Annotated in this window: 8 protein-coding genes, 15 tRNA genes and 1 rRNA gene; 1 reads left to right on the top strand and 23 read right to left on the bottom strand. The window is 46.4% G+C overall.

Features of this window, described 5'->3' with window-relative positions; genetic code table 11:
- Positions 1-6: 6 nt before the first annotated feature.
- The 6 genes from liaF to MKY73_RS03605 all read right to left on the bottom strand — a co-directional run bounded on the left by liaF (position 7) and on the right by MKY73_RS03605 (position 3,288).
- The gene (liaF, locus tag MKY73_RS03630) at positions 7-654 is read right to left on the bottom strand and encodes a cell wall-active antibiotics response protein LiaF (protein ID WP_339305690.1); all 648 of its coding nucleotides are present in this window, start codon (positions 652-654) and stop codon (positions 7-9) included.
- A 150-nt stretch (positions 655-804) separates the two neighbouring features.
- Positions 805-1,512, bottom strand: a complete 708-nt coding sequence (locus MKY73_RS03625; RefSeq protein ID WP_339237651.1) for a PspA/IM30 family protein — start codon at positions 1,510-1,512, stop codon at positions 805-807.
- A gap of 1 nt (position 1,513) precedes the next feature.
- Positions 1,514-2,017: a PspC domain-containing protein gene (locus MKY73_RS03620; RefSeq protein ID WP_339305688.1), complete on the bottom strand. Its 504-nt coding sequence runs from the start codon at positions 2,015-2,017 to the stop codon at positions 1,514-1,516.
- A 17-nt stretch (positions 2,018-2,034) separates the two neighbouring features.
- Positions 2,035-2,268, bottom strand: coding sequence for a PspC domain-containing protein (locus MKY73_RS03615; protein ID WP_091020938.1), 234 nt, complete (start codon positions 2,266-2,268; stop codon positions 2,035-2,037).
- Positions 2,269-2,272: 4 nt separating this feature from the next.
- A complete protein-coding gene (locus MKY73_RS03610) occupies positions 2,273-2,944 on the bottom strand; it encodes a PspA/IM30 family protein (protein WP_062838036.1) in 672 nt (223 codons plus the stop codon).
- 35 nt (positions 2,945-2,979) lie between these two features.
- Positions 2,980-3,288, bottom strand: coding sequence for a hypothetical protein (locus MKY73_RS03605; RefSeq protein WP_339237657.1), 309 nt, complete (start codon positions 3,286-3,288; stop codon positions 2,980-2,982).
- A gap of 558 nt (positions 3,289-3,846) precedes the next feature.
- Here MKY73_RS03605 and MKY73_RS03600 point away from each other — a divergent pair.
- A complete protein-coding gene (locus MKY73_RS03600) occupies positions 3,847-6,237 on the top strand; it encodes a helix-turn-helix domain-containing protein (protein ID WP_339305686.1) in 2,391 nt (796 codons plus the stop codon).
- Between the two features lie 351 nt (positions 6,238-6,588).
- On the opposite strand, the gene MKY73_RS03595 is transcribed toward MKY73_RS03600, so the two are convergent.
- From MKY73_RS03595 to MKY73_RS03515, 17 genes are all read right to left on the bottom strand, one after another.
- Complete coding sequence (locus MKY73_RS03595) at positions 6,589-7,515, bottom strand: methyltransferase domain-containing protein (RefSeq protein ID WP_339305685.1); 927 nt, start codon at positions 7,513-7,515, stop codon at positions 6,589-6,591.
- A gap of 164 nt (positions 7,516-7,679) precedes the next feature.
- Positions 7,680-7,758: transfer RNA gene (locus tag MKY73_RS03590), tRNA-Leu, on the bottom strand.
- Positions 7,759-7,764: 6 nt separating this feature from the next.
- Positions 7,765-7,838, bottom strand: a tRNA-Cys gene (locus tag MKY73_RS03585).
- A gap of 6 nt (positions 7,839-7,844) precedes the next feature.
- A tRNA-Gly gene (locus MKY73_RS03580) sits at positions 7,845-7,919 on the bottom strand.
- A gap of 4 nt (positions 7,920-7,923) precedes the next feature.
- Positions 7,924-7,998 (bottom strand) — tRNA-Gln (locus MKY73_RS03575).
- A gap of 22 nt (positions 7,999-8,020) precedes the next feature.
- Positions 8,021-8,093 (bottom strand) — tRNA-His (locus tag MKY73_RS03570).
- 29 nt (positions 8,094-8,122) lie between these two features.
- Positions 8,123-8,196 (bottom strand) — tRNA-Trp (locus MKY73_RS03565).
- Between the two features lie 6 nt (positions 8,197-8,202).
- Positions 8,203-8,288: transfer RNA gene (locus MKY73_RS03560), tRNA-Tyr, on the bottom strand.
- 9 nt (positions 8,289-8,297) lie between these two features.
- Positions 8,298-8,373: transfer RNA gene (locus MKY73_RS03555), tRNA-Thr, on the bottom strand.
- Positions 8,374-8,393: 20 nt separating this feature from the next.
- Positions 8,394-8,469 (bottom strand) — tRNA-Phe (locus MKY73_RS03550).
- A 95-nt stretch (positions 8,470-8,564) separates the two neighbouring features.
- A tRNA-Asp gene (locus MKY73_RS03545) sits at positions 8,565-8,642 on the bottom strand.
- Between the two features lie 25 nt (positions 8,643-8,667).
- A tRNA-Met gene (locus MKY73_RS03540) sits at positions 8,668-8,741 on the bottom strand.
- Positions 8,742-8,758: 17 nt separating this feature from the next.
- Positions 8,759-8,834: transfer RNA gene (locus MKY73_RS03535), tRNA-Val, on the bottom strand.
- Positions 8,835-8,901: 67 nt separating this feature from the next.
- Positions 8,902-8,973 (bottom strand) — tRNA-Glu (locus MKY73_RS03530).
- Positions 8,974-8,982: 9 nt separating this feature from the next.
- Positions 8,983-9,074, bottom strand: a tRNA-Ser gene (locus MKY73_RS03525).
- Between the two features lie 3 nt (positions 9,075-9,077).
- Positions 9,078-9,153: transfer RNA gene (locus MKY73_RS03520), tRNA-Asn, on the bottom strand.
- A gap of 66 nt (positions 9,154-9,219) precedes the next feature.
- Positions 9,220-12,146: ribosomal RNA gene (locus MKY73_RS03515) — 23S ribosomal RNA — on the bottom strand.
- Positions 12,147-12,295: the final 149 nt, after the last annotated feature.

Here is a 12,295-nt window from a genome sequence, read left to right as displayed (position 1 = left end):
ATTTTACTACGGATTACTTATGCTTAGGTCGCCAACAATATAAGAAATGACAAATTTTGCTTTATGTTCACTGGATTCATAACCAGGAGTTCTCCATACTAATTTGTTCATCATGCCGCTATCTTGTTCACCATGAAGATTAATTCGGCCGAAAAGAACCGATGCTTCAATCTCCACACCATAATCTTCTGGCAGCGTAAGGCGAACATTCCCCATAACGCCTTGCAGCAGCACGATTGTTTCTTTCTCCTCCGGAATCGAAAGAGACAGATCGGCGTTAACTTCACCCATGGCGTGCCACAGACTCATACTCCGTAACGTCCAGGATGATTGATCCCAGTAGTACCGGGCCATGAAATTTTGTTTTTTCATAACTGCTTCGTCCAGATGAATCTTTTTGTTTTTTGAATAAAAATAAGCTAAAGAAGCCAGTACAATCAAAAATACAATCATTAAATTATCCAGCAATAACAGTGCCGCACCAATGCCAAGATACCGATAACCTTTCCGAGTATCTCCTTTGCGGACCTGAAGCATTCCAACCGTTAACAGAATTAGTGCGGCAGCGGTCAGCAAGTTAATATTCTGATTTAATAACATCATTGTGCCAATAATAATAATGACAACTGCTAGCCATTTACTCTTCTTATTCATCCCCGCCGCACCTCCTCTGTAAGTTTATCTTTCTTTATTCAACGGAAAAGCCATACCAGGCAATGAAGTCCTGTATGGCTTAACTTTTGTTCTACCAACCGCACATTATACACGATTTATAGAATATCATATTGTCCACGGGGCGAACAGTTATTCTTTTGAAGTTCCGTTCGCTTCATTCTTGGAACCACTGCCCATTTTGTTTTTGAGGGCTTGTAATTGCTGATCCACTTTGAACTGTTTTTCCACATCTACAGGGTTCGTGTACGTGGATGATGTGTTGCGATAAGGTGCACGAGCTACGTCCGCTTCAGCTTCCAGCTGCATGATTTTCTCTTCCATGCGGTGGAATCCTAGTGATGCGCCACCACTTTCAATGGAATGCAGGCTGTTAATGGAAGACATTTGTTTTTTGGCTTTTGCCATTTGTGCACGGGATACGAGTTCATTACGTTTGTTACGCATTTTGTAGAACTCATCTTTCATATCATGCAACTGTTGCAACAGGTCTTTTGCTTGTGCTTCGGACTGTGCATGCAGTTCATTGTACTCCGTAATTTTTTGATCAAAGTAGATTTTCTCTTCAAGCAATTTGCGTGCCACTTCTTCCTGACCGTTGGCCAGAGCAGCTTCTGCTTGAGACTCACGTTGTACCGAAGTACGCTCTGCTTCATCCAGACGTTGTTTCATGCGACGCTCATTCGCCATTTGTTTGGCAACTGTTACCTCTGCCTCATGAATCTCAGCCTCCATATCACGCAAGTACTGGTTCAACATTACAATCGGGTCCTCTACCTTATCCAACATATCATTTACCGATGCTTTCGTCATATCCTTAATCCGTTTAAATACTCCCATTTTAATTTTCTCCCTTCTCGTAACGAGATAATTTTTGGCGAAGCTCTTCAACTTCTTTTTTCAGTGCTTTTTTCTCGATATCTTTCATCATGGAATCAAGTTCACTTTCTTGTGGTGCACCTGCTCCGTAGGCATTGTTGTCATAAGAACGCGGACCGGAGTGAGGTCTGCTGTTGTATCCAGGGCCGGGACCGAAGTTACCAGGACCTTGTTGATTGTGATTATTTTGAAAAGGACCTCTTGGCGGCTGATGATCATAGTTGTTGTATCCTCTGCCAGGACCAGGGCCAGGGCCGTAACCATACGGATCATAAGGCGGATACGGTTCCTTTGGCACCACCAGTGCTGCAATAAAGTATATTAACAACGACGTGCCGCCAGTTACGAAGATACTGATGACGAAGATGATACGCAGCAGGGTGGAATCCATTCCAATACTTTCGGAAATTCCGCCGCATAAGCCGGTTAACATCCGGTCACGCGTTGAGCGGTATAATTTGCTCATGTTCTTGCTCCTTTCGTTTACTTGTATCCTCTTACGTTGGGATCATAAGCATATGGATCAACGTGGTTGGATTCCTTTGGTACCACCAATGCAGCGATGAAGTAGATCAACAATGAAGTACCTCCCGTAGCAAAAATACTGATGAAGAAAATGATACGCAGCAGCGTGGTGCTCAATCCGAGATTTTCAGAAATGCCGCCGATCAAACCTGTTAGCATTCGATTACGCGCCGAGCGGTATAATTTATTCATGTGACTACTCCTTTCTGTCATTGTTCAATTTCTGTCTTAAGCGCTCCAGTTCCTTATCCAGCGTGGAGGATGACATGCTGCCAGTTACTCCTGAACCATCTTGGCCCATTCGCCGGATATCCCGGAGACTTTGTGCTTCATATTCGAGATCAGAGACTTGGTCATCCAGTCGGTTAAACATACGGGGTACATTCTGACCGTTGTGATTGCCTCTCTGGTTCATACGTTGTTGTAACTGAATCGTCTGCATACGAGCGTAGTAATATTGGCGTTTGCTGTATACATTCTGATATTCAACTTTGAGCTGGTCGATCTGTTCATCCAGCTCCTGTAATGCCGCATAACTTTGTGCATACAATTCATTGTACTGTTCCATTTTTTCCTCGTGGAGGATTTTCTCCTGCAAGGCCAGCTTAGCGAGATGCTCTTCTCCTGCTTTTAGAGCCATGGACGCTTGTTCTTCCCGTTTGTTCACCATACCTGCTGCCTGATCGGCTTGTTGTTTCATTTGTCTGGTATGACTTGCATATTGATGACGAAGTTTCTCGGCTTCACCGATGTCTTGGCGGGTCGAGACCAGGAACTGATCAATCAGTTTGACTGGATCCTGACTTTGCTCCAAATGTTCGTTTAGATTGGCTACGGTAATATCCCGCATTCGACGAAATACACTCATTATGTTCTGTCCCTCCTTTTCATAATCGTGAAAGCTTAGTACCGGCGATGACGACCGCGGTTATTGCTTAGCATTGAGATACCGAAGATGATTAACCCGATCGCGATGATCGGTCCGATCAACCATGCCAGTTTTCCCATCAGTGAGATGATACCGATGATAAGAACGATCCATCCGAGCATCACATTTCCTCGCTTGACTCCGTAGTACCCCAGTGCAATCATCAGGACCGGAATCAGATAACCCATTAAGTGTCCAAGAAGTGGAGTTAACTTTCCGAAGAGGAGTAGTGCACCCAGTGCAATCAATACAATCGCCCAGCCATTTCCCTTATTCAATCTCATAATTGTTGTTCACCGCCCTTTCCATTCATTCATTTTAATGTGTTGAGTCATTTGTTCGTTTGTTTCTTGTTTTTTTGTTTCCGTGTTTCTTGTTTAACCTTATGTCCTTATTCTAGGGGAATTTGAGACTTTTCAAAACAGACCGTGGACGGTTTTTCATCCTAGACTCAGGTCGGGGATCTAGTTGGACCTTTGACTGTCCCTATATAAGACCAACGTTCCGCCCATGCTGAACAGCACTCAGGATACCTTCTATATCTCCGTATTCAGACTACCTTTTACCCGAAATGAACCTGTAGAGAGAATGATGTCCATGTTTCTATTTACGTTCTCACTGCCATTTCGTTTCTTATGATTCCGTTTAGAAGAGTCGGACCAAGCCGTTTCTATAGTCTTTTCTGCAAGATCTTCCATCAGCAATCCCTTAACTCTGTTTCTATTCCTCTTTTAAAAATTACTTTTTTATCCAAATAAACAAATTTTAGATTGTTCTATATGTAAGCGTTTACTAAAATAGAAAGTGTTACTATTACTTATGTCAGGAGTGGAACTGGAACTGTGCGACCAATCAGCTATCTCCACAAAATGATTATCTTCGGAATCCTGTTAAGCACCCTGCCCATTTTGTTAACGGGAATTGCTGCATTTATCTATTCATCGAACCAATCTGAACTGCATCGTACGCAGGCCAACAGACAGTTGCTGGAACAAATGCAATCCAACGTAGAGCACAAACTCGCTACAGTCAGTTATATGCTTGATCAGGCCGTCCGCTCTCCAGTAACCCTCAGGTCCCTGTCTGCTTCTTCTTCACTACAAGGGAAAGGACCTTTACTTGCCGACAAGCTGCAGAGCGAGTTTCAACATATGAGGTCATGGGAACCTCTGCTGGATATTAGCCTGGTGAACCAATCACAGAATTGGCTTATTGATCATGCCGGATTATATCGTAATACGGGTTTTCCACTGGCTCTTCCCATGAAGGAATTGATATCGGATACGCTAACCTCTGGGTGGCAGCTCTCCCCTTCATCGGTGTTCAGTAATGACGAGCGTTCACCCGGTACAGGCTGTATTTATCATATTGCCCTTGCCAGAACTATTCCGAATCTGAATACGTCTTCTGATGCTGCCCTCATAGCGGGAATTCCTGCATGCTCTTTGCAAAATACATTTGGAGAAGTCTCCTTAGGCAATACTGCCTCAGGACTGATCATTTTGAATCGGGAACAACGTATCTTGGTCCATCCCGATCCTGTATACATTGGACAACCGTTGTCTGCCATTGGATTACAGGATCGGGATACCGAAGCCAACATAACCAAACTATCACCCATTACATTTTCAACAGGCTTTGAAAAACGAGAAGTTAAGATCGCGGGTACACCTTATTCCCTGACGTATAGCCCTACTACCTTAAAAGGATGGACTTATGTTCTAATCTCACCTACGAACGTTCTGACACAAGAATATATCGATATTGGATTACACACTTTGTATATCAGTCTCTTCCTGCTTTTACTTTCATTATTGCTTGCCTGGCTCGGTTCCAAACGAATGCTTGTCCCGATTCGGAAGCTTTTAACCCAACTTGGTGACAACAGGCTGTCCAAAGACGAAGGCACCTTCACTCAGCAACCAACTGAGCTGTCTGATGAGTTCGAACAGATTAGAGCAGGTGTGTCACAATTATCTGCATCTCGCTCCCAACTGGAGAACACACTCAATAGGCATCTTTTACAGATTCGCACTCATCTTATGATGAATCTGTTCCAGGGTAAAATCTCTGTTCATACTCTTCATGACACCCTGCATGAATATGGCTTCACGCGTCAGCTTCAGGAATGGCAACAAATTGCTGTTATCACACTACAGGCCGATCTCGTTAATCATACAAAATATAGTGCTAATGATCGTGACCTCCTGTTATTCGCTATTCAAAATATATTAGAGGAAACGGTGGTGCATGACCAACAATTGCTTCCCATTGTTATGGAACAAACCGTAGTCACGGTGATTGGCGCCGTTGAAGAGGATCGGTTTGTTTTTTCACAGCAGCTATATGTATTAACAGTCCAGTTACAACAACAAATTAATAAAATTCTAGCTCTTCAAGTTAGCATAGGCTTCAGCCAGCCGCATAACTCCTTATACCACATTCCTCAGGCTTATTCAGAGGCAATGGAGGCACTGAAGCATCGGATGAAGCTGGGCCCAGGTATTATCTTTCAGTATGAAAACATTGATCATTATGCTTCCACTTGGTCCATGACCTACCCAGAATCATTGGAATATTCGTTGATCCAAGCTATTCAAAGTGCGGATGAAGTCCAGGCACCTACTCTTCTGCAACAACTTCTTGAAGTGATCTTTGGTATGGAGTGTTCCCCAGAAGAGTATCAGGTGGCTCTTACGAGGCTGCTCACGCATATTTTGCAGATGACTCAGGATTCCGGCATACGTCTCGGGCAGATCTCACAAGGCCGTGGATCGATGTTTCATGAACTTCATCGTTTGCAGTACGCCGCTGAAGTTGAGGAATGGTTTAACCATCAGGTCATCTTGCCCGTCATTCAGGTTTTTAAAGCGAGACAGGTTGCCCAGTATCAGCATATATCAGAGAAAATGATTGCCATGATTCATCAAGATTATGATAAGGATCTGACGCTTGAGCAGTGTGCCTTGAAGCTTCACTACAATGCCAACTACTTAAGTAGTGTTTTTCGTAAAGAGACAGGCTGTTCATTTAGTGAATATTTAACCAAGTACCGATTTAACATCGCTAAAAAATGGCTGGACGAAAGTGATCTAACCGTTAAAGATATCGCAGCACGACTTCGGTACAACAATCCGCAAAATTTCATTCGGTCATTTCGTAAATGGGAAGGAATTACCCCCGGTCAGTATCGTGAGCGTAAGCAGAATACAGAACTATGCAGCAGGAAGTAAACTACGTGTTTCGTTTCGTGTCTCGTGTCGAGTTACAGGCTTAGTTTTTACCGTGGTCTCGATATTGGATTTAAGTATTCCTTTAGCCCATATGCAGTTCATTAATTAAGCTTTATAGGCTCAAGGAATCGAGGACTTGGATCAATGCACTTTAAGTTTTAATGAAATTAAAAAAAAGAGGGAGCAACGATCCTGCTCTCTCTTGTAATAACTTACCTTCAAACTTCATCTGTTCCACATATACATCTTCTTGTGTGCCAGCGTGAGGCTTCCTAGCGTCATCTCAGACGTTAGACCACGTTGTTCTCCCGATTGCTGATTCTCCTTGTACACATAACAAGCCTATACGATTTATCGCTTATCCTTAATATGAACTGTTTTCATGTTTGGCTGTTCAAGTTGGATCAGAATCTTCCCGAACCTTGCTCCACGTGAGAAGGTCATCATACGATCCTTGTATGTATCTTGGATGTATTTCTCAGCCAGACTGAGAGAATCTTCATCCGATGGTAACTCATACATATTAAGCAATTCTGGCAGCTTGTCGATAATCTCTTCCACTGGTACTTCAAATGAGTTAACTTCTCTCGTAATGATCATCGTGTATGAATAACCCTTTAAATACAGTAACTGTTGAATATATCCCATATCACCAGCCTTGTATGTAGAAGTTACCCCCAATACATCCTTAAGTTCATCCATTAATGTGTGTTCCTTCTGTCCAGCCATAGTGCTTATATACACATACTTCCGGGCACAGTTGATCGCCTGCTCGATCGTTTTCCAATCTGACATTGCCGGACACATGGATGCAAATGCAAAATCATATTTCTTCTCCCAGCCCTTATCTTCAATGGCGATTTCCTCATACCGTTCTTTAACGATTTCGATATTAGATTCAAGAGCTGTAGGTATCGTCTCTTTCATCAGGGAGACAAGCAACTCAGATGGTTCAACTGCAGTCACAATTGCTCCCTTCTCTGCAAAAGGAATGGTGAATATGCCCGAAGCAGCTCCAATGTCCAAAATGGATAATCCCTCGAACTCCACACCTTGGTTCTCAATCCAATTCATAATACGCTCAGAACGTTGCTTACCTTCTTCAGAGAACGACTGTACATGATAATCCCTAGCCCATCGTTCAAATGCTTCTTCTGTATTAAATGGGGCGCTTTTCTTTTTATATTTTGGACTTCTCGGACGATTTTTCCATGCCTCTTCCCATACAGAAAGATTAAATAACAGATCGGTATCCGATACATTTTTTTCATTATTCACTTTGCTTCACTCCCTCTAAATTAAAGACTTTACTTATCTACAATATACTGAATATAATCATACGTCAATGTTTATTAAAGTCCAATATTCTTTACTGTACAAAAATCTGTATAAAATAAAATAGCCCTACACATTGCATAAGCAACATGTAGGGCTATTCAATATACCGGCGAGAGGACTCGAACCTCCACGGTTTCCCACTCGATTTTGAGTCGAGCGCGTCTGCCATTCCGCCACGCCGGCATATACTGGAGGCGCCACCCAGATTCGAACTGGGGATAAAGCTTTTGCAGAGCTGTGCCTTACCACTTGGCTATGGCGCCATATTTTGGAGCGGACGACGGGAATCGAACCCGCGACCCTCGCCTTGGCAAGGCGATGCTCTACCGCTGAGCCACGTCCGCATAATGGCTGGGGATATAGGATTTGAACCTATGCATGACGGAGTCAAAGTCCGTTGCCTTACCGCTTGGCTAATCCCCAATAAAAAATGAAAAAACAAAGGGGCGATCGAGGGGAATTGAACCCCCGAATGCCGGATCCACAAACCGGTGCGTTAACCACTTCGCCACGATCGCCACAAAAGGTTAAATTTCTTAAAGTTAATTGGCAGGGGCAGCAGGAATTGAACCCACACCAACGGTTTTGGAGACCGTTGTTCTACCTTTAAACTATGCCCCTAAAAACTGGTGGAGGATGATGGATTCGAACCACCGAACCCGTACGGGAGCAGATTTACAGTCTGATGCGTTTGGCCACTTCGCTAATCCTCCAGGATTACATGGTGCCGGCGAGAGGACTTGAACCCCCAACCTACTGATTACAAGTCAGTTGCTCTACCAGTTGAGCTACACCGGCATATTAAATTGTTTTGAAAATGGTGGCTCGGGACGGAATCGAACCGCCGACACGAGGATTTTCAGTCCTCTGCTCTACCGACTGAGCTACCGAGCCATAATAAAGTCTAATCTTAATTCCTTACACTTTATATAGGGCATCAGTGCCATACAGCAGATGTAGTGAACAGTTTGCCTCATGTAAAGATTAAATGGCGGAACCGACGGGATTCGAACCCGCGATCTCCTGCGTGACAGGCAGGCATGTTAGGCCAACTACACCACGGTTCCATAGTACTTTCTCAAGGAAAGTTAATTGCGGGGGCAGGATTTGAACCTGCGGCCTTCGGGTTATGAGCCCGACGAGCTACCGGGCTGCTCCACCCCGCGTCGTTATAAAAAGTATATGGTGGAGGCTGAGGGGATCGAACCCCCGACCCTCTGCTTGTAAGGCAGATGCTCTCCCAGCTGAGCTAAGCCTCCGAACAACACATTTATGATCATATCATAATCTTGTTGTAAAAATCAACTTCTTTTTTCGAAGTTAATATGACCCGTAGGGGATTCGAACCCCTGTTACCTCCGTGAAAGGGAGGTGTCTTAACCCCTTGACCAACGGGCCTTGTTATTATGGCGGAGAGAGAGGGATTCGAACCCTCGAGACGCTTGTGACGCCTACACGATTTCCAATCGTGCTCCTTCGGCCAGCTCGGACACCTCTCCATATGGCTCCCCGAACAGGGCTCGAACCTGTGACAACTCGATTAACAGTCGAGTGCTCTACCAACTGAGCTATCAGGGAATATGCTTCAGAGATCGTTCTCTGAAAACTAGATTCGAAACGAAACATGCGATTTATAACTTGCTATTGGATAAGCCCTCGACCGATTAGTACTGGTCAGCTCCATGCATTGCTGCACTTCCACCCCCAGCCTATCTACCTCGTCGTCTTCAAGGGGTCTTACATACTGGGAAATCTCATCTTGAGGGGGGCTTCACGCTTAGATGCTTTCAGCGTTTATCCCGTCCGTACATAGCTACCCAGCGGTGCTCCTGGCGGAACAACTGGTACACCAGCGGTACGTCCATCCCGGTCCTCTCGTACTAAGGACAGCTCCTCTCAAATTTCCTACGCCCACGACAGATAGGGACCGAACTGTCTCACGACGTTCTGAACCCAGCTCGCGTACCGCTTTAATGGGCGAACAGCCCAACCCTTGGGACCTACTTCAGCCCCAGGATGCGATGAGCCGACATCGAGGTGCCAAACCTCCCCGTCGATGTGGACTCTTGGGGGAGATAAGCCTGTTATCCCCAGGGTAGCTTTTATCCGTTGAGCGATGGCCCTTCCATGCGGTACCACCGGATCACTAAGCCCGACTTTCGTCCCTGCTCGACTTGTAGGTCTCGCAGTCAAGCTCCCTTATGCCTTTGCACTCTTCGAATGATTTCCAACCATTCTGAGGGAACCTTTGGGCGCCTCCGTTACTCTTTAGGAGGCGACCGCCCCAGTCAAACTGCCCACCTGACACTGTCCCCGCACCGGATTACGGTACCAGGTTAGAACCTAGATACGATCAGGGTGGTATCCCAACGTTGCCTCCACGCAAGCTGGCGCTCCCGCTTCAAAGGCTCCCACCTATCCTGTACAGATCGTACCCAAATTCAATATCAAGCTGCAGTAAAGCTCCATGGGGTCTTTCCGTCTTGTCGCGGGTAACCTGCATCTTCACAGGTATTAAAATTTCACCGGATCTCTCGTTGAGACAGCGCCCAAGTCGTTACGCCATTCGTGCGGGTCAGAATTTACCTGACAAGGAATTTCGCTACCTTAGGACCGTTATAGTTACGGCCGCCGTTTACTGGGGCTTCGGTTCACAGCTTCGGGATTGCTCCCTAACCACTCCCCTTAACCTTCCAGCACCGGGCAGGCGTCAGCCCGTATACTTCGCCTTACGGCTTCGCACAGACCTGTGTTTTTGCTAAACAGTCGCTTGGGCCTTTTCACTGCGGCCCCCTCGTGCTATTCACACTACCGGGGCACCCCTTCTCCCGAAGTTACGGGGTCATTTTGCCGAGTTCCTTAACGAGAGTTCTTCCGCGCGCCTTAGAATACTCTTCTCGCCTACCTGTGTCGGTTTGCGGTACGGGCACCTTCACCTGGCTAGAGGCTTTTCTTGGCAGTGTGAGATCATGACCTTCGCTACTATAATTTTCGCTCCCCATCACAGCTCAGCCTTACGATGTGCGGATTTGCCTACACATCAGCCTCACTGCTTAGACGGACATCCATCAGTCCGCGTCACTACCCTACTGCGTCCCCCCATTGCTCATAACGGCTTACGGTGGTACAGGAATTTCGACCTGTTGTCCTTCGACTACGCCTTTCGGCCTCGCCTTAGGTCCCGACTTACCCTGAGCGGACGAGCCTTCCTCAGGAACCCTTAGGCTTTCGGCGGATCAGATTCTCACTGATCTTTTCGTTACTCATACCGGCATTCTCACTTGTATAATGTCCAGCGCTCCTTACGGTACACCTTCAACCCTTATACAACGCTCCCCTACCCCTGATGCAAGCATCAAGCCATAGCTTCGGTGGTGTGTTTAGCCCCGTTACATTTTCGGCGCAGAGTCACTCGACCAGTGAGCTATTACGCACTCTTTCAATGGTGGCTGCTTCTAAGCCAACATCCTGGTTGTCTGTGCAACTCCACATCCTTTCCCACTTAACACACACTTGGGGACCTTAGCTGATGGTCTGGGCTGTTTCCCTTTTGACAATGGATCTTAGCACTCACTGTCTGACTCCCGGAAGTAAGTCTATGGCATTCGGAGTTTGACTGAGCTTGGTAACCCTTGCGGGCCCCGCACCCAATCAGTGCTCTACCTCCACGACTCTGTTTTCCGAGGCTAGCCCTAAAGCTATTTCGGGGAGAACCAGCTATCTCCGAGTTCGATTGGAATTTCTCCGCTACCCCCACCTCATCCCCGCACTTTTCAACGTGCGTGGGTTCGGGCCTCCAGTGCGTGTTACCGCACCTTCACCCTGGACAGGGGTAGATCACCCGGTTTCGGGTCTACGTCCACGTACTATGTCGCCCTATTCAGACTCGCTTTCGCTGCGGCTCCGGCTCTTCACCTTAACCTTGCACGGGAACGTAACTCGCCGGTTCATTCTACAAAAGGCACGCCATCACCCCTAAAACGGGCTCTGACTTTTTGTAAGCACACGGTTTCAGGTTCTATTTCACTCCCCTTCCGGGGTGCTTTTCACCTTTCCCTCACGGTACTGCTTCACTATCGGTCGCTAGGAAGTATTTAGCCTTGGCAGATGGTCCTGCCGGATTCATACGGGGTTTCACGTGCCCCGCACTACTCGGGATCCGTCTCGGAGGGAACAGACTTTCAATTACAGGGCTTTTACCTTCTTTGGCGGGCCTTTCCAGACCTCTTCGCTTAACCGGTTCCTTTGTAACTCCATGTGAGACGTCCCACAACCCCAAAGAGCAAGCTCTCTGGTTTGGGCTTCTCCGCGTTCGCTCGCCGCTACTGACGGAATCACTATTGTTTTCTCTTCCTCAGGGTACTTAGATGTTTCAGTTCCCCTGGTATGCCTCTACACAACCTATGTATTCAGTTGTGAGTAACTGGAAATTACCCCAGCTGGGTTTCCCCATTCGGACACCCCCGGATCAAAGCTTGCTTACAGCTCCCCGAGGCAGTTTCGTTGTTCGCCACGTCCTTCATCGGCTCCTAGCGCCTAGGCATCCTCCGTGTGCTCTTAGTAGCTTAACCATTGCGCTCGTGTTCGAGCTGTCGCTCCGCTTGGTTTGCTTGCGCAAATCCAAAAGTCGCTCCATTTCGATCACTCGCTCCAGCAATCTACCTTATAAACACTTCACTTGTTTGCACAAGTTCAGCTTAAAGGAATGTTCTAATTCGCA

It is taken from the genome of Paenibacillus sp. FSL R5-0519 (assembly GCF_037974275.1).
Lineage (GTDB): Bacteria > Bacillota > Bacilli > Paenibacillales > Paenibacillaceae > Paenibacillus.
The sequence above is the reverse complement of the archived record's forward strand: the minus strand, read 5'-3'. Positions and strand labels throughout refer to the sequence as shown.

Coding starts and splice junctions, on each gene's coding strand:
- liaF (WP_339305690.1), bottom strand. CDS start 654: ATGAATAAGAAGAGTAAATGGCTAGCAGTTGTCATTATTATTATTGGC.
- MKY73_RS03620 (WP_339305688.1), bottom strand. CDS start 2,017: ATGAGCAAATTATACCGCTCAACGCGTGACCGGATGTTAACCGGCTTA.
- MKY73_RS03610 (WP_062838036.1), bottom strand. CDS start 2,944: ATGAGTGTATTTCGTCGAATGCGGGATATTACCGTAGCCAATCTAAAC.
- MKY73_RS03605 (WP_339237657.1), bottom strand. CDS start 3,288: ATGAGATTGAATAAGGGAAATGGCTGGGCGATTGTATTGATTGCACTG.
- MKY73_RS03625 (WP_339237651.1), bottom strand. CDS start 1,512: ATGGGAGTATTTAAACGGATTAAGGATATGACGAAAGCATCGGTAAAT.
- MKY73_RS03615 (WP_091020938.1), bottom strand. CDS start 2,268: ATGAATAAATTATACCGCTCGGCGCGTAATCGAATGCTAACAGGTTTG.